This is a genomic window from Nonomuraea sp. NPDC047897 (assembly GCF_043204415.1).
Classification (GTDB): Bacteria; Actinomycetota; Actinomycetes; order Streptosporangiales; family Streptosporangiaceae; genus Nonomuraea.
The window spans coordinates 12,299-28,790 of sequence record NZ_JBIDCC010000021.1 but is presented as its reverse complement, the minus strand read 5'-3'; the positions used below and the strand labels follow the sequence as shown (position 1 = coordinate 28,790).

Here is a 16,492-nt window from a genome sequence, read left to right as displayed (position 1 = left end):
CCGGGTGTGACGGTCTCCGCGACGGCCGCGCCTGACGGGGTGGCGCCGCCGGGGCAGGCGTGATGGTCTTGGCTGGTGACTCCTCCGCTCCAGACTGGCAGGGCTGGCCCCGCGTGCTGGGCGGCTGCTGGACGTGGCCCAAGTCGCACCACCCGCCGCTCGGCTGGACCGGCGTGCGGGTGCACGGCGGTCACCCGGTCGTCGAGGGGCTGCGCGACTTCGACGTGGTGGACGAGGTCTACAGCGACCTGGAGGTGCTGCCCGACGTCCGGCCGCTCGCCTCGTCCGGTGGTCAGCCCCTCGTCTGGGCCCGCCCGGTACGGCGCGGCCGCGTCCTGTACGACGCGCTCGGCCACGACACGCGCTCCTACGACAACGAGATCCACCGGACGCTGCTCCAGCGCGCGGCGCTCTGGCTGCTCAAGCGCCCGGTGGCGGTCCGGGACTGAGCCGGCGGGGCCGGACGGTCAGCAGGCGGCGAAGTCCCTGATCTCCCGGGCCAGCTCCGCCGGGGCCTCCTCGGCCAGGTGGTGCCCGCTGTCGATGACACGGCCGCGCACGTCGTCCGCCCAGTCGCGCCACACCGCGAGCGGGTCGCCGTACAGGTCCTCCATGTCGTCCCTGGTCGCCCACAGGACGAGCACCGGGCAGCGCACCCGCCGTCCGGCGGCGCGGTCGGCGTCGTCGGCGGCCCGGTCCACGCCCAGCCCGGCCCGGTAGTCCTCGCACATCGCGTGCACGGTCGCCGGGTCGTGCAGGGCGCGGCGCAGGTCCGCGTACGCCTCCTCGCCCATCGCCGAGGCGTCCACCTGGTACCAGGCGTCGGGGTCGGCGTCGATGACCCGTTCGGCGGGCTTGGCGGTCTGACCGAGGAACCACCAGTGCCACCACGAGGCGGCGAACTTCGCGTCGCAGCGGGCCAGCGCCTCGCCCAGCGGGACCGAGTCGAGCGGCACCAGGTGGGTCACCATCTCGGGGTGGTCCACGGCCAGCCGGTGGGCGACGTACGCGCCGCGGTCGTGGCCGACGAGGGTGAAGCGGTCGTGGCCCAGGGCGCGCATGAGGGCCACCATGTCCCCGGCCATGGCCCGCTTGGAGTAGGGGGAGTGGTCGGGGGCGGTGGGCGGCTTGCCGGAGCGGCCGTAGCCCCGCAGGTCGGGGCAGACGACCGTGTGGTGCGGCGCGAGCAGGGCGGCGACCTTGTGCCACGTCGCGTGCGTCCTCGGGTGGCCGTGCAGCAGCAGCACCGGGGCGCCCGTCCCGCCGTGCCTGACGTACAGCTCCGTCTCGCCGACGTCGATCATGTCTTCCGTGAAGTCCTCGAACATGCGTCCGCCCTACCCGGCTGACGGAGGTTGATCCTTTGCGGTCAGGCGGCGGGCCGACTCCGACTCGTGGGCGAGGCGGCGCAGCGTGTCGAACGCCCGGCCGTACAGGACCGTGCCGAGCACCACCGCCTCGACCGTGCTCTCGCGGGACCCGTCGAGGGGGAGCCTGTCCAGCTCGGCGGCGGCGAGCCCGCCGGCCGTCTCGGCGTAGCGGGTCAGGTCGGTTGGCAGGCCGACCCGGCGCAGGGTGACGAGGGTCTGGGCGAGTTCGTTCCGCGTCGGGGCGTCGGGGGCGACCGTCCAGCCCCGCTCGTCGATGAGGCGGTCCGCCTCGGCACGGGCCGTCTGCCACTCCTCGGCCGGCTCGGGCTCGGTGGCCGGGCCGAGCGCGTACTGGGCGGTGCCGAGCATCTGGTGGACGGGGAGCGACTCGTCCTCGACGGCGTCGATGACCTGCTTGATGGCGGCGACCGGCAGCCTGCCGACCTCCAGCAGGGCTCTGATGAGGCGGAGCCTGCGCAGGTGGGAGTCGTCGTAGACGGCACGCGTCGCGGCGACCTGCTCGCCCTGGTGGAGCAGGCCCTCGCGCAGGTAGTACTTGATCGTCGCGAGGGCGATGCCCGAACGGTCGCTCAGCTCCGAGATGCGCATCAATGGATAATAACGCTATCCAGCGGGAGGGCTCTGAGCTCGTGCCGAGCAAGCGCTTGTCTGACTCGCGGTGGAGGGTTAGCGTGGCGGGCAAGCACCGCGGACGTCGCCCGCCGGGATGGATCGCGCCCCGCCCCGGCGGGCGACCGCGCGGCAAACCGGGAGGTCGCCATGCAGCCGTTCGCCGGGCGGGCGGCCGTGGCAGGGGTGGGGATGACCGCGCTCACCCGCGCGTCCGGCCGCACCGTGCTCGACCTCGCCGTCGAGGCGTGCCGGGCGGCCTGCGCCGACGCGGGCGTCGCGCCCGGCGAGGTGGACGCGCTGCTCAGCTACCACCTGAACGACTCCGTCCCCGTCACCCGGGTCGCCCGCGCGCTGGGCGTCGAACGGCTCGGCTGGCACAACGACATCGCCGGCGGCGGCACCCAGGCGGCCTCCATCCTGGGTGACGCGGCCATGATGATCCACGCCGGGCTGGCCCGGCACGTCCTCGTCTACCGGGCCCTGAACGGCCGCTCCGGCCGGCGGATGAACACCGTCTCCACGGGCGAGCAGGAGCGGTTCACCTACGGGATGGCCGGGCCGATCCCGCTGTTCGCCCTGGCCGCCACCCGGTACCTGCACGACACCCGGCTCACCGAGGAGCACCTGCACGCCGTGGTCGCCCAGTCGCGCGCCAACGCCGTGGCCAACCCCCGCGCGCTGCGCGCCGGGCCGCTGGACCTGGCCGGCTACCTGGCCAAGCCGTACGTGTGCACGCCGCTGCGCACCGCCGACTGCTGCCAGGAGAGCGACGGAGCGTGCGCGCTGCTGGTCAGCGGGGAGCTGGACGGGCCGCGGGTGCGCGCCGTGGTGCGCGCGGGCGGGCCCGGCTGCTCGGCGATGGACCGGGCGCCCGACGTCACGGCGGTCTTCTCCGCGTACGTGGCGCCCCGGCTGTGGGAGGTCTCCGGCATGCGACCGGCGGACGTGGACGTGGCGCTGCCGTACGACGCCTACTCGTGGCTGGTGCCGAGACAACTGGAGGACTTCGGGTTCGTGGCGCGGGGCGACCTCGGGCCGTACCTGCTGGAGCGGCGGCACGCCTGGGTCAACCCGCACGGCGGGCTGCTGTCGGAGGGGTACGTGCACGGCCTCAACAACGTGGCCCAGGCCGTGCGGGAGCTGCGCGACGGCCGGCAGGCGGCGCTGGTGACCGGGTTCGGCGGCAGCTACGGCAGCGCCGCCATCCTCGTGTCCTGAATTTTGGTGAAATGACGGCGGGTCGGCCGACATGAAGGGGATGTTCGATCGTTCCCGACAGAGGAGGCCGACCATGGGGACCGCCCGTGGATGACGACCGGAAGACCCGGTTCGAGGCCGTCTACGCACAGACCTACGAGCAGATCCTCGGATACGCGGTGCGCCGCTGCGACTCGCCGGAGGACGCCGCCGACGTGGTGGCCGAGACGTTCGCCATCGCCTGGCGGCGCGTGGACGCGCTGCCGCAGGGCGAGCAGGCCCGGCTCTGGCTGTACGGCGTGGCACGCAACGTCCTGGCCAACCACCGCCGCGGCACGGCCAGGAGACGGCCGGCCGCGCTCGGCGACGACGTGGCCGACCTGTACGCCCGCACCCCCGACAGCGCCATCGAGGTGGGCGCCATAGCGCTCGCGTTCCGGGAGCTGCCCGAGGCCGACCGCGAGCTGCTGTCGCTGGTCGCCTGGGAAGGGCTGGACGCGGGCCGGATCGCCCACGTCCTCGGCTGCTCCCGCAACGCCGCGCGCATCCGCCTCTACCGGGCGCGCAGGCGCTTCTCCAAGGCGCTCGCCGGCGCGGGCGTCGCCGTTCACATCCCCGTGGAGTCGACATGAACGAGCTCAGGCAGCTCGCCAGGGTCCGTGACGAGGACCTGGCGGGCCAGGCGTCCGGCGCGGGGGCCCGGGCGCTGCTGTCCGCCATCACCGCCACCGGCACCGCCACCGGCACCGCCGACACCGTCCACGAACCGGGTCCGCCGCCGCCCCGCCGTCGCCGCATGCGGCGCCTGCTCGCGGGCGCGCTCGTCACCGCGGCAGTCGTCACCGCGGTCGCCGCAGGTCCCGGTCTGCTGGGCGACCGCGCGGGGACGGCCACCTCGTACGCCAACGCGGCGATGGAGATCGAGCTGCGCGGCGACTACTGGGTCGCCGAGGTGCGTGACCCGTTCGCCGACCACCACGAGTACGCGGAGGCGTTCCGGGCGGTCGGGCTGGACATCGACCTGCAGTTGCTGCCGGTGTCGCCCGGCCAGGTGGGCGAGATCGTGCGGATGGGATTCGCGGGCGGCAAGGGCCACAGCAAGGGCGTCGGCGGCGACCGGGAGCCGGCGGGCTGCACGTTCGGGCAGGGGGACTGCCGGCTCAAGGTAACGGTCGGCCGCGACTTCACCGGCAAGGGAGTCCTGTACCTCGGACGGCCGGCCCGGTCGGGGGAGAGGTACCAAGGGTCCGGCACGGCGACCCGTCAGGGGGAGATGCTGGCGGGCTTCCGGGTGGACGAGCGCCCGGTCGGGGAGGTCGTCGCGGAGGCGCGCCGGCGTGGCCTGAAGGTCGTCTTCCAGGCCATCGTGCCGAACGAGAACGGCGACGGTTACGGCATCCGCCCCGGCGCGCCCTCGGAGCCGGTGGCGGACGACTGGATCGTCTGGGAAGCCGAGTCCGAGCAGCCCGGGGTGGTCCGCCTGCTGGTCACCGAGAAGCGCCTGCCCAGGAACCCCGTCTACGGCGGCCCCAAACCCGCGGAGCTGACCAGCGGCTGAGCGAACGGCTCGCCGTCAGCCCGTGAGTGCCCCCGCCGGGACGGTCACGGGCTGACGGCCGCACCCGCCGCCCGGCTCAGGCGGGCGCGGTGAAGGCCGGGTGCAGCTCGCGTGCCTGGTCCGGGTGCAGCGCGCCGCCGGTGCGGGCCGCGAGCCAGGCCGCCGCTCCCGCCGCGTCGCGGGCCGTCGCCACGCTCACGGCCCGCCGGTCGACCACGGCCCGCCGGTCGACCACGGTCCGCCGGTCGACCACGGTCCGCCGGTCGACATCGCCACCGCTCCTCACCGGAGCGACAGCGCCGGTCGGGTCCGCGCCCGCCAGCAGCTCGCGGACCGTGTCCTGGACCGGCCCCTCGCTGGTCAGGACGCTGCCCGCCAGGACCACCGGGCCCGACACGTGCACCCGCCGCACCGTGGCCACCAGGTGCGCGGCCGCCTCGCCGACGATCCGCGCGGCCATCGGGTCACCTTCGGCGGCGGCCCGGCTGACCAGCCGGGACAGCGCGGCCAGCCGCATGTGGTCGGCCTGCGCGAGCCGGACGATCCGATCGGCGTCGGCACGCGGCGAGGCGCCCCACGCCACGCCGGCCCCCGCGCCCACCCCGCCGGCCCCCGCGCCCACCCCACCGGTGGATCCGGCGCCGAGGAAGTCCGCGGCCACCATCTCCACCAGCAGGCCGTCCCGCGAGCCGCGGTCCAGCGCGGCGACGACCGCCCGCGCGGCGGCGCGGCCGATCCAGAAACCCGAGCCGGCGTCGCCCAGCAGCCAGCCCAGCCCGTCGGCGATGGCGGCGAGCTCGTGGTCCTCGATCCGGGCCGCCACGGCGCCGGTGCCCGACAGCAGCAGCGACCCCGACGGCTCGGGCGTGCCCGCCACGTACGCGATGGCCACGTCACCGGCCACCCGCGGGCCCCGGGGAACGCCGAGCCCCGCCCAGACCGTGGCCAACTCCGGCTCCAGCGCGTCGACGTGGCCGGCCACGCCCGCGAGCGACGCCACCACGCGCGAAGCGTCCACGCCGCGCAGCGCCCGCTCCAGCGCGGCGCCGATCGCCGCCACCGCCCTGGGCAGGCCGTGGGCGGTGGGGTTGCCCGCCCCCGCCGTGGCGTAGCCGACCCGCGTCCCGTCGAGCGCGTGCACCGCGACCCGGGTGGAGGTCGCGCCGGCGTCCACCCCGACCACGAACGGCCCCACGGACGGCCCCACGGACGCCCTCGCGGTCTGCCCCGCCAACGACTCAGTCACGGCTTGATTCTGGGTCTTGACGTGACCGGTAAGCAAGAATAATTTTCGCCCAGAAGCCCGGGATTCGGAAGGAATATTCGTGACCTCAGGAGCCCTCGGGCGGATCGGCACCGAGCTTCCGGGCCTGCCCGAGGCGCTGCGCCGCGTGGGCGAGGTGATCCTCGGCGACCCCGCGGAGGCCGCCAGGTCCACGATCATCGCGCTCGCGGAGCGCGCGGGCAGCTCGCCCGCGACCGTGACGAGGTTCTGCCGCGCGTTCGGCTTCACCGGCTACGCCGAGCTGAGGGTGGCGCTCGCCACCGAGACCGGCCGCGCCGCGCAGGCCGGCTGGGGCGCCGGCGTCGGCCACGAGATCGGCCCCGACGACCCGCTCGACTCCGCCATCGAGGTGATGGCCGCGGCCGACGCCCGGCTCATCCAGGACACCGCCGCCCAGCTCGACTCCGCGGTCGTCGCCCGGGTGGCCGACGCGGTCGTGGCCGCCTCGCGAGTGCTCCTCGTCGGCGTCTCCACCAGCGGTAACGTGGCCACCATGCTGGAGGGCCGGCTGCGCCGCATCGGCATCCCGGGCTGGAGCGCGGGCGACGCCCACGTCGCGCTGTCGGACGCCGCGCTGCTCGCGACGGGCGACGTCGCGATCGGCATCAGCCACCGGGGCCGCACCCGCGAGGTCATGGAGGCGCTGGCCGAGGCGGGCAGCCACGGCGCCACCACGGTCGCGGTCACCTCGTTCGCCCGCTCGCCGCTGGCCGAGCTGGCCGACCTCGTGCTGACCACGGCCAGCAGGGAGACCACGTTTCGGCTCGGCGGCCTGGCCGCCGTCCACTCGCAGCTCTTCGTGCTCGACGCGGTCTACGTGGCCGTCGCCCAGCGCACCTACGAGCGCACCAACGAAGCCTTCGAACGCACGATCAGCGCGGTGGAGAGCCACCGGGTGGAGAGAGGCTGAATGACGTACGCGACGAAGGCCCTGAAGCTGGCGCACCACGTCGCCGAGACGCAGGCGGAGCCGGTGCGGCAGGCGGCGGCCCTGCTGATCGCCTCCCTGCGCGCCGGCGGCGTGGTCAACGCGTTCGGCTCGGGCCACTCCGAGGCGATCGCCATGGAGATCGCCGGCCGGGCCGGCGGCCTGGTGCCCAGCAACCGGCTCTCGCCCCGCGACCTCGTCCTGTACGGCGGGCACCCTCCGGGCGTGCTCACCCCCGAGCTGGAACGCGACCCGGCCGTCGCCCACCAGATCTACGCGCTGGCGCCGGTCGAGCCGCAGGACGTGTTCGTGCTGGTCTCCAGCTCCGGCGTGAACGGCGCCGTCGTCGAGCTGGCCACGCTGGTCAAGGACCGGGGCCACCCGCTGATCGCGATCACCTCGGTGCGTCACAGCACCCGGATGACCTCGCGCCATCCGTCCGGCCGCAAGCTGCTCGACCTGGCCGACGTGGTGCTCGACAACGGCTCGCCGTACGGCGACGCCATCCTCGACCTGCCGGGCGGCGGCTCGTACGGCGCCGTCTCCACCATCACCTCGGCGCTGCTCGCGCAGATGGTGGTCACCGAGACCGTGTCCGGGCTGGCGGCGCTCGGCGAGACCCCGCCCGTCTACCTCTCGGTCAACGTGACCGGCGGCGACGAGCACAACAAGGCCCTGGAGAGCCGCTACGCAGGACGTATCAGACGCGGAGCGTGAGCCTCGCACCAGCCGCCGAGCCGCCAACCGCCGAGACACCAGCCGCCGAGCTTGAACCTCGCACCAGACGTGGAGCTTGAACCTTCAGGAGGCACCATGCCGAACCCCATCGACCCCCCCGGCACCCCGTCCCGCCTGTCGCGGCGCGAGCTGCTGCGCGGCGCGGCGCTGATGCCCGTGGCCGGCGCGCTGGCCGCGTGCGCCACCCCCGCGAGCAAGGCGCCGGCGCCGTCGGCCGCGCCCGTCGCGACGAGCGCCGCCAACCCCTTCGGCGTGGCCGCCGACCGGCCCCTCGAGGTCTGGATCTTCGACGGCGGCTTCGGCGACGCCTACGCCAAGGACATCCACCAGCCGCTGTTCAAGGTGAAGTACCCGAAGGTGGAGGTCAAGCACAACTCCACCAAGGAGATCACCAAGGTCCTGCAGCCGCGCTTCGCCGGCGGCAACCCGCCCGACGTCATCGACAACTCCGGCGCCGGCGCCATGGACATGGGCGCCCTCGCGCAGGACGGCCAGCTCCAGGACCTCGGCCCGCTGCTCGACGCGCCGAGCTGGGACGACCCCGGCACCAAGGTCCGCGACACCCTCGACCCGGCCGTCATCGACTTCGGCACCTACGACGGCGCCTTCCACGTGCTCGGCTACGTCAACTACATCCACGGCATCTGGTACTCCCAGAAGGTCTTCCGCGACAACGGCTGGCAGGTGCCCAAGACCTGGGACGAGTTCGTCAAGCTGTGCGAGACGATCAAGAAGTCCGGGAAGATGGCGCCGTTCACCTACGCCGGCAAGCACCCGCAGTACCTCTACGAGCCGCTGATGACCATGGCCGCGAAGATCGGCGGTAAGGAGGTGCTGGTCAACCTCGACAACCTGGAGGACGGCGCCTGGACGGCCGAGCCGATGCGGCAGTCGGCAGCCGCCTGGGCCGAGATCGGCGCGAAGTACCTCATGGAGGGCACGGCCGGGCTCGACCACGTGCAGACCCAGACGGCCCAGAACAAGTACAAGGTGGCGATGCTGCCGTCCGGCTCCTGGCTGGAGAACGAGCAGAAAACGACTACACCCGCCGACTTCGAGTACGGCATGTTCCCGATCCCCGACTTCACCTCCTCCGACAAGCTGCCCTACGGCACCCTGCACTCCCGCCCCGGCGAGACGTTCCTGGTGCCGGCCAAGGCCGCCAACCCGCAGGGCGGCATGGAGTACCTGCGCGCCATGCTGTCGAAGAAGGCGGCCGGCGACTTCAGCGAGCTGGTCAGGACCGTGTCGGTGGTCAAGGGCGCGGGCGAGGGCCGCCCGCTGTCGCCCGGTGCGAAGAGCGCCACCGAGGCGCTGGCCGCCGCCGGTGACAACACCGTCTTCTTCCGCTGGCGCAACTGGTACGCCCAGTTGCACGACGAGGCCGTGGCCGCCACGGGCGAGCTGATGAGCGGCGGCCTCACGCCCGACAAGTACCTGGAGCGGCTGCAGAAGAAGGCCGACGAGATCAAGGGCGACTCCTCGATCAAGAAGTACCGGCGCTGATGATCAACAGGTATCGCCGCGGGCTGTTCATCACCGCCTTCCTGGCGGCCCCGGTGACGCTCTACCTGGTGTACGTGATCTCGCCGTACCTGCAGGCGTTCTACATCGCGATGACCGACTGGAGAGGCGTCACCGCCACGCCGAACTTCATCGGGTTCGACAACTTCGTCCGGCTGTTCTCCGACTCGATCTTCTGGAAGGCGGTCTCGCACAACGGGGCGCTCCTGCTGCTGCTGCCGCTGCTGACGATCGTCATCGCCCTGCTCTTCGCGTTCCTGCTCAACGTGGGCGGCGCGGGGCGGGGCACCGCCGGGGTGCCCGGGTCGCGGTTCTACCGGGTGGTGTTCTTCTTCCCGCAGGTGCTCGCCGTCGCCGTGGTCGCGGTGCTGTTCCAGCAGGTGTTCCGGCCCGACGGCAGCGGCATGCTGAACGGGCCGCTGATGGCGCTGGGGCTGCGACCGGTCGGGTTCCTGTCGGACCCGGACATCGCCTTCTGGTCGGTGCTGGGCGTGATGGTGTGGCAGGCGGTCGGCTTCTACGTGGTGCTGTTCTCGGCCGGGCTCGCCTCCATCCCGCGTGACATGTTCGAGGCGGCGCAGATCGACGGGGCCGGGCGGGTCAGCCTGTTCTTCCGGATCACGCTGCCGCTGCTGTGGGACACCGTCCAGGTGGCCTGGGTCTACCTCGGCATCCTGGCGCTGGACGTGTTCGCGATCGTGTGGGTGATGACCGACCAGCACGGCGGCCCCGACTTCTCCACCACCGTCATGGCCACCGAGATCTACCGCAACGCCTTCACCTACTTCCGCTTCGGCTACGCCTCCGCGCTGGGCGTGGTGATGTTCTTCTTCACCGTGGGCTTCGCCGTGCTGTCCCTGCGGCTGTCCCGTCGCGAACGGATCGAGTACTGATGTCGACGATGACCTCGCCCGCGGTGGCCACCTCGCGCCGGGCCGCCCGGCAGGAGCGCAGACGGCGGCTCGGCCCGCTGAGCGCCCTGTCGCACGTCGCGCTGCTGCTGTGGACGGTGCTGACCGTGGTGCCGATCCTGTGGACGTTCCTCGCCTCGGTCAAGAGCGAGGACGAGATCTTCGGCGACGCCTGGTCGCTGCCGGCCACGCTGCGCTGGGACAACTTCGCCCGCGCCTGGGAGCAGGCGCACATCGGGCAGTACATGCTCAACAGCGTCATCGTGGTGGCGTTCAGCACGTTCGGCACGATGCTGCTCGGGTCGATGGCGGCCTACGTGCTCGCCCGCTACCCCTTCCGCGGCAACCGGGCGTTCTACCTCCTGTTCGTGTCCGGGCTGGCCTTCCCCGTCTACCTGGCGTTGACCCCGCTGTTCTTCGTGGTGCAGAACATGGGCAACGTGCCGCTGGTCGGGCCGTTCATCGGGCTCAACACCCACGCGGGTCTCGTGCTGGTCTACATCGCCTACTCGATGCCGTTCACGGTGTTCTTCCTGGCGGCGTTCTTCCGCACGCTGCCCACGGCCGTGGGCGAGGCGGCGCTCGTCGACGGGGCGTCCCACACGCGGGTCTTCTTCCAGATCATGCTGCCGATGGCGCGGCCCGGCATCATCAGCGTCACGATCTTCAACGTGCTGGGCCAGTGGAACCAGTACCAGCTCCCGCTCGTGCTGCTGCAGGATCGCTCCATGTGGGTGCTGCCGCAGGGCATCGCCGACATCTCCACGGCGGCCGGCTACGACCAGGACTGGTCGGCGCTGTTCGCCGCGCTGACGCTGGCGATCCTGCCCATGCTGGTGATCTACACGGTCTTCCAACGCCAGATCCAGTCGGGCCTGACGGCGGGAGCGCTCAAGTAGCGTGTCCGGGTGACCCCTGTGCCCCCTGATGTCCGCGCCCTGCTGGCGCGCCACCTGCCCGGCCGCGAGGCGCGCTCCGTCGTCCCGGTCGGGCAGGGGCTCGACAACGTCGCGTACGAGGTCGACGGCGAGCTGATCGTCCGGTGCGCGAAGGAGCCCGACCCCGAGGCCACGGCGGCGGAGGTGGCGGTGCTGGCCGCCGTCGCGCCGATCTCCCCGCTGCCCGTGCCGGAGGTCGTCTTCAGCGACCCGGCGGCGGGCGTGATCGCCTACCGCCGGCTCCCCGGCCGGCCGCTGAACCGGCACCCCGTGGCCGACCCCCGGCGGCTCGCCGGGCCGCTGGCCGCCTTCCTCGGCGCCCTGCACGCCGTCCCGCCCGGCCCGCTGGGCGAGCTGGTGCCGCTCGACCGCTACCCGCTGGCCGACCTGCGCGAGGAGGCCGCCCAGGCGTACGAGGCCGTGGCCGCGCACGTCCCGTCCGGGCACCGCCGCCTGGTCGAGGACTTCCTCGCCGCGGACCCGCCCGCCGACCCGCTCGCAGAGTCACCGGCCGGCGCGCGCCTGTGCCACACCGACCTGGGCGCCGAGCACCTGCTCGCCGACCCCGTCACCGGCACGCTCACCGGCGTCCTCGACTGGACCGACGCGGCCCTGACCGACCCGGCCCACGACTTCGCCCGCATCCACCGCGACCTCGGCCCGGAGGTGTACGAGCTGACCCTGGCCCGCTACGACGGCCGGCTCGACGACGCGGTCACCGACCGGGTCCGCTTCCTGGCGCGCTGCGCCCTCCTTGAGGACCTGGCCCACGGCCTCGGCCCCGGCCCGCGCCGCTACGCCGACGCGGCCCTCGCCCACCTGGCCCGCACCTTCACCGGCTGACCCCTCGCCGAGCTACGCGGTCAGCTCGGCGCGCAGGCGGCGCGCGACGGCCACCATGGCCGCCAGCGCCGCCTCCACCTGCTCGTAGGTGCGGGTCTTCAGCCCGCAGTCCGGGTTCACCCAGACCCGGCCGGCGGGCAGCGCCTTCAACGTCCCGCGCAGCAGCTCCTCGACCTCGTCCTCGCCCGGCACCCGCGGCGAGTGGATGTCGTACACGCCCGGCCCCAGGCCCCGCCCGAACGCGCCGACCGCGCCGAGGATGCGCCCGCCCGACCGGGCCGACTCGATCGTCGTGACGTCGGCGTCCAGGCCGTCGATCGCCTCCAGGATCTGGTCGGCGTCCGAATAGCACAGGTGCGTGTGGATCTGCGTGGCGTCGCCGGCGCCCGACGTGGCCCGCCGGTACGCCGCCACGGCCCACTCCAGGTAGCGCGCCCGCCCGGCCGACCGCAGCGGCAGCAGCTCGCGCAGCGCCGGCTCGTCCACCTGGATGATCGGCACGCCCGCCGCCTCCAGGTCGCGCACCTCCTCCCGCACCGCGTCCGCCACCTGGAACACCACGTCGCGCAGCGGCAGGTCGTCGCGGACGAACGACCACGCCACGATCGTGACGGGGCCGGTCAGCATGCCCTTGACCGGCCGGTCCGTGAGCGACTGCGCGTAGCGGGCCCAGCGGACCGTGATGGGCTCCGGCCGGCTCACGTCGCCGTGCAGGATCGGCGGGCGGGTGCAGCGCGAGCCGTACGACTGGACCCAGCCGTTGCGGGTCACCGCGAAGCCGTCGAGATGCTCGGCGAAGTACTGGACCATGTCGTTGCGCTCGGGTTCGCCGTGCACGAGCACGTCCAGGCCGAGCCGTTCCTGGGTGCGGATCGCCCGCTCGATCTCGGCCCGCACCAGCTCCTCGTACGCGCCCTCGGCCAGCGTGCCCGCCGCCAGGGCCGCGCGGGCCGCGCGCAGCTCGCCGGTCTGCGGGAACGAGCCGATCGTGGTGGTCGGCAGCGGCGGCAGCCGCAGCCGTCCGGCCTGCGCCGCCGCCCGCGCCTCGTACGGGCCGCGTCCTTCGGCCGCCACCGGGGCCGGTGCGGCGGGCGGGGCCGGGACGGCGACGGGGCCGTCCGGGGTGGCGCGGGCCAGCTCCACCACCTCGGCGACCTTCTGCTCGGCGAACGCCAGCCGCGCCCGCAGCTCCGGGTCGAGGTCCGGCTCGGCCGTCAGGTCGTAGGGCACGTGCAGCAGCGAGCACGAGGTGCTCACCGCCACGTCCCCGGCGTGCTCGCGTGCCACCCGCAGCGCGTACGCGGCCCGGCCCCGGTCGGTCCGCCACACGTCACGCCCGGACACCACCCCCGCCACCACGGTCTTCCCCGCCAGCACCGGCCGGTCGCCGGCCGGGGCGGTGAGCTCGTCCAGGCCGCCGCGCACCAGGTCCAGGCCGATCGCCTCCACCGGGGTCGCGGCCAGCACCGGCAGCGCCTCGCCCAGGTCGCCGTAGGCCGCCGCGACGAACAGCCCCGGCCGCGCCGCCAGCCCGCCCAGCCGGTCGTAGGCGCGCCGCACCGCGGCCAGCTCGCCGGGCGTCCGGTCGGCGACCAGCGCCGGCTCGTCGAGCTGCACCCACGCCACGCCCTCGGCGGCCAGCACGCCGAGCAGTTCCGCGTAACAGCCCAGCACCTCGTCCAGCCGGTCCAGCGCCGCGGCGCCCCGCTCCGACAGCAGCAGGAACGTCACCGGCCCGAGCACGACGGGCCGCGTCTCGAACCCCAGCGCCCGCGCCTGCCGCAGCTCCGCCAGCGGCTTGGCGGCGTCCAGCGCGAACACCGTCTCGGGCCCCACCTCGGGCACGATGTAGTGGTAGTTCGTGTCGAACCACTTGGTCATCCGCAGCGGCGCGAGGCCCCGGGTGCCGCGGGCCATGGCGAAGTACGGGTCGTCGGCCTCCCGGTAGCGCTCCGGCACCGCGCCCAGCAGCACCGCCGTGTCGAGCACGTGGTCGTACAGCGAGAAGGTGTTGGACGGCAGCCCCTCCAGCCCCAGCTCGGCCAGCCGCCGCCAGGTCCGCTCCCGCAGGTCGGCGCCCACCCGGTCGAGCTCCTCACGGCCGGACCGGCCGTCCCAGTACGCCTCCAGGGCGCGCTTCAGCTCCCTGCGCGGGCCGATCCGCGGGTATCCGAGCACGGTGGAACGGGGAAAGGCGGGCTGAACGGCGGGCATGGCGGGCTCCTCACATCAGGCGGCAGATCAACCAGGGCATCGTGTCCGGCCCGGACGACGTCATGCATCATCTATTCGTGACGCTTATTCTTCGTGAGCTGGAGTGTTTCGCCAGGGTGGCGGCCCGGCTCAGCTTCTCCGGCGCCGCGGCCGACCTGGGGATGTCCCAGCCGGCGATGAGCCAGGCGATCACCCGCCTGGAGCGGGCTGCCGGGGTCAGGCTGTTCGAGCGCACCGCCCGCGCCGTCCGGCTCACCGCCGGGGGCCGGGCGCTGCTGCCGTACGCCGAGCAGGCGCTGGAGGCGGCCGTGGCGTTCTCCGCTGAGGCGGCCCGGCTCGCCCGGCCAACCATTCATCTTGCTTATCCACCGCTGGTGGGCACGCTGGCGGCGCGGGTCGCGCGGCGGCTGGCCGGGCGCACGCCGTCCATCGGCGTGGAGCTGACGGCGGCCGGGCGGAGCGCGGCGTCGGCGGCGCTGGACGCGGGGGAGGCGTCGGCGGCCATCCTGGCGACCCCCGCCCCGGCGAGGTTCGTGACCGCGGCCCGGTTTCACGTCTCGGTGGATCACCTGGCCGTCCCGGCCGGGCACCCGCTGGCCGGCCGGCCCCGCGCCGTCGTGGCCGACCTGGCGGGCCAGGTGGTGCTCGCGCCGGGCGGCCGGCCGTGGCCGGGGCTGCCGGGCCGGCCGCGCCTGGTGGCCGATGACGACTTCGCCGCCGCGCTCGACCTGGTGGCCGCCGGGTCCGGGCTGCTGCCGACGCCGCAGCTCCTGGTCAGGGGCGTGCGCCGGACCGACGTCAGCTTCGTGCCGCTGGAGGCGGCGGGCCTGCGCGTCACGTACGCGCTGGCCTGGCCCAAGGAGCGCGTCACCCCGGAGCTGATGGCGCTGGTGCAGGCCGTCCAGGACGCCCTGTGGACCCGGTGACGGGCCTCAGCCGGCCGGGACGTTCTTCAGCGCCTCGCGGCGGCTCAGGCCCGACAGGCCCTTGGCCTGCACGTAGCGGACCACCTCGCGTGGGTTGACCTTGGCGTACTCGCGCAGCGCCCAGCCGATCGCCTTGCGGGCGAAGAAGTCGTTGTCGGACAGGCTCGGCTCGATGCAGGCGTACAGCAGGGCGGTGTCGGTGCGGCCCTTGAACCGGTTCTGGCACAGGATCGCGGTGCGGCGCTTCCACAGGTCGGCGTCGTGCGCCCAGTCCAGCATGAGCGGCCGCATCGAGTCGGGGAACGCGGCGAGCAGGCTGCCGATCCGGTGGGTGGCCAGCTCGTCCACCAGGTCCCACCAGGCGCCGGTGACGATCATCTCCTCGTACATCGGGACCGTGTAGAGGGTCTGGAACTCCCGGTAGAAGCGGTGGCCGGTCAGCTCGACCGCCGCGTAGCGCTCCTCGCGGTATTCGGCATCGCGCCACAGCTCCAGCACGGTCCGCCGCCACTCGGGGGCCGTGGCGATGCGGTGGTCGGCGAACACCGGCCGGAGCGCGGCCCGCCGCGGGCCGGCCTGGACACCGAGGAAGGGCATCGTGGACTTCATGTAGGCCCGCATCGCGGCGGCCTTGTCGGGCTCCGCCGCCTCTCGCAGTGCCTCGCGCACCGCCTTGCCGAGGCTCATGCGCGCTGGCTGGTCCGCTCGCCTGTCGCCAGGCCGTCGAAGAGCACGGTGATGTAGTGCTCGGCCAGCCCGGCGGGGTTGAGCCGGCCACCGGGCCGGAACCAGCGGACCGCGACCCAGATCGTGTCGCGGATCATCCGGTAGGTCAGCTTGGGATCGACGTCGGAGCGGAACTGGCCGGCCGCCTGGCCCGCCTTGATCTGCGTCACCCACATCTGCTCGACCTCGTCCTCGGCCTTGACGAGGTAGTTGAACCGCTCGAACTGGCGCAGGTAGTTCCAGTCGTTCTGCATGACGGTGATCGCGGCGCGGTGCGGCTCCAGCGTGCCGAAGCCGATGCGCACCATCTCCGACAGCACCGTGCGCGGGTCGGAGCCGGAGTCGAGCGCCGCGCGGTAACGCGCGATGAGATCATCGAGGAAGGTCGAGAGCACCTCGTCGACGATCGTCTCCTTGGAGTCGAAGTGGTGGTAGAGACTCCCGGACAGGATCCCGGCCTCGGTGGCGATCTCGCGCACGGTCGTGGCCTGGAAGCCCTTGCGCGCGAAGATCTCTGCGGCGAGTTTGACGAGATGGTCCCGGCGCTCGGATGCCGACCCGGAGGTCGCGCGTTGGCGCTTCGCCGGGGTGGCGGTGGTGGAGCCCGAGCTCTTACGCGTTGTCACGTCTCCCATTATGAGCCCTTTCACAATCGCTTGTTCACCGAACTCGCCCTGCTCATCCGGCGTTCCCCGTGCGAC

Annotated in this window: 17 protein-coding genes; 11 read left to right on the top strand and 6 right to left on the bottom strand. The window is 73.5% G+C overall.

The genetic code is table 11. The features are described 5' to 3' along the window. Positions 1-59 precede the first annotated feature (59 nt). Complete coding sequence (locus ACGF0J_RS34440) at positions 60-449, top strand: ThuA domain-containing protein (protein ID WP_393152800.1); 390 nt, start codon at positions 60-62, stop codon at positions 447-449. A gap of 18 nt (positions 450-467) precedes the next feature. Here ACGF0J_RS34440 and ACGF0J_RS34435 read toward each other — a convergent pair whose 3' ends face one another. Together ACGF0J_RS34435 and ACGF0J_RS34430 are read right to left on the bottom strand one after the other, a co-directional pair. After that, positions 468-1,328, bottom strand: a complete 861-nt coding sequence (locus ACGF0J_RS34435; RefSeq protein WP_393152798.1) for an alpha/beta fold hydrolase — start codon at positions 1,326-1,328, stop codon at positions 468-470. Positions 1,329-1,337: 9 nt separating this feature from the next. Further along, positions 1,338-1,979: a MerR family transcriptional regulator gene (locus ACGF0J_RS34430; protein ID WP_393152796.1), complete on the bottom strand. Its 642-nt coding sequence runs from the start codon at positions 1,977-1,979 to the stop codon at positions 1,338-1,340. Between the two features lie 171 nt (positions 1,980-2,150). Between ACGF0J_RS34430 and ACGF0J_RS34425 the strand changes: the two genes are divergently transcribed. The 3 genes from ACGF0J_RS34425 (at position 2,151) to ACGF0J_RS34415 (ending at position 4,758) form a co-directional block, all read left to right on the top strand. After that, positions 2,151-3,221 carry an acetyl-CoA acetyltransferase gene (locus ACGF0J_RS34425; protein WP_393152794.1) on the top strand — a complete coding sequence of 357 codons (1,071 nt, stop codon included), beginning with the start codon at positions 2,151-2,153 and terminating at the stop codon, positions 3,219-3,221. A gap of 86 nt (positions 3,222-3,307) precedes the next feature. Continuing rightward, positions 3,308-3,832 (top strand): RNA polymerase sigma factor, encoded by a 525-nt coding sequence (locus ACGF0J_RS34420; RefSeq protein ID WP_393152792.1) that lies wholly within the window; start codon positions 3,308-3,310, stop codon positions 3,830-3,832. Then, on the top strand, positions 3,829-4,758 hold the full coding sequence (locus ACGF0J_RS34415; RefSeq protein ID WP_393152790.1) for a hypothetical protein: 930 nt from the start codon (positions 3,829-3,831) through the stop codon (positions 4,756-4,758). The genes ACGF0J_RS34420 and ACGF0J_RS34415 overlap by 4 nt, the downstream gene beginning before the upstream one ends. 76 nt (positions 4,759-4,834) lie before the next feature. Here the strand turns inward: ACGF0J_RS34415 and ACGF0J_RS34410 are convergent, their stop codons facing one another. Then, the gene (locus ACGF0J_RS34410) at positions 4,835-6,004 is read right to left on the bottom strand and encodes an N-acetylglucosamine kinase (protein ID WP_393152788.1); all 1,170 of its coding nucleotides are present in this window, start codon (positions 6,002-6,004) and stop codon (positions 4,835-4,837) included. A gap of 79 nt (positions 6,005-6,083) precedes the next feature. Here ACGF0J_RS34410 and ACGF0J_RS34405 point away from each other — a divergent pair, with 79 nt between their 5' ends. The 6 genes from ACGF0J_RS34405 to ACGF0J_RS34380 all read left to right on the top strand — a co-directional run bounded on the left by ACGF0J_RS34405 (position 6,084) and on the right by ACGF0J_RS34380 (position 11,925). Further along, the gene (locus ACGF0J_RS34405) at positions 6,084-6,953 is read left to right on the top strand and encodes a MurR/RpiR family transcriptional regulator (RefSeq protein WP_393152786.1); all 870 of its coding nucleotides are present in this window, start codon (positions 6,084-6,086) and stop codon (positions 6,951-6,953) included. Then, complete coding sequence (locus tag ACGF0J_RS34400; RefSeq protein WP_393152784.1) at positions 6,954-7,688, top strand: sugar isomerase domain-containing protein; 735 nt, start codon at positions 6,954-6,956, stop codon at positions 7,686-7,688. Positions 7,689-7,784: 96 nt separating this feature from the next. Beyond that, entirely contained in the window at positions 7,785-9,215 is a 1,431-nt protein-coding gene (ngcE, locus tag ACGF0J_RS34395) for an N-acetylglucosamine/diacetylchitobiose ABC transporter substrate-binding protein (RefSeq protein ID WP_393152782.1), read from the top strand. Continuing rightward, a complete protein-coding gene (locus ACGF0J_RS34390) occupies positions 9,215-10,126 on the top strand; it encodes a carbohydrate ABC transporter permease (RefSeq protein ID WP_393152780.1) in 912 nt (303 codons plus the stop codon). The genes ngcE and ACGF0J_RS34390 overlap by 1 nt, the downstream gene beginning before the upstream one ends. Then, on the top strand, positions 10,126-11,043 hold the full coding sequence (locus ACGF0J_RS34385) for a carbohydrate ABC transporter permease (protein ID WP_393152778.1): 918 nt from the start codon (positions 10,126-10,128) through the stop codon (positions 11,041-11,043). Before ACGF0J_RS34390 ends, ACGF0J_RS34385 begins: the two co-directional genes overlap by 1 nt. 9 nt (positions 11,044-11,052) lie before the next feature. After that, a complete protein-coding gene (locus ACGF0J_RS34380; RefSeq protein WP_393152776.1) occupies positions 11,053-11,925 on the top strand; it encodes a phosphotransferase family protein in 873 nt (290 codons plus the stop codon). A 12-nt stretch (positions 11,926-11,937) separates the two neighbouring features. Here ACGF0J_RS34380 and metE read toward each other — a convergent pair whose 3' ends face one another. Then, a complete protein-coding gene (metE, locus tag ACGF0J_RS34375) occupies positions 11,938-14,139 on the bottom strand; it encodes a 5-methyltetrahydropteroyltriglutamate--homocysteine S-methyltransferase (RefSeq protein ID WP_393152774.1) in 2,202 nt (733 codons plus the stop codon). A gap of 77 nt (positions 14,140-14,216) precedes the next feature. Between metE and ACGF0J_RS34370 the strand changes: the two genes are divergently transcribed. Further along, positions 14,217-15,065, top strand: coding sequence for a LysR family transcriptional regulator (locus ACGF0J_RS34370; RefSeq protein WP_393152772.1), 849 nt, complete (start codon positions 14,217-14,219; stop codon positions 15,063-15,065). A 6-nt stretch (positions 15,066-15,071) separates the two neighbouring features. Here ACGF0J_RS34370 and ACGF0J_RS34365 read toward each other — a convergent pair whose 3' ends face one another. Continuing rightward, positions 15,072-15,752 (bottom strand): DNA alkylation repair protein, encoded by a 681-nt coding sequence (locus ACGF0J_RS34365; protein ID WP_393152770.1) that lies wholly within the window; start codon positions 15,750-15,752, stop codon positions 15,072-15,074. Next, positions 15,749-16,426: a TetR/AcrR family transcriptional regulator gene (locus ACGF0J_RS34360; RefSeq protein WP_393152768.1), complete on the bottom strand. Its 678-nt coding sequence runs from the start codon at positions 16,424-16,426 to the stop codon at positions 15,749-15,751. Before ACGF0J_RS34360 ends, ACGF0J_RS34365 begins: the two co-directional genes overlap by 4 nt. Positions 16,427-16,492 lie beyond the last annotated feature (66 nt).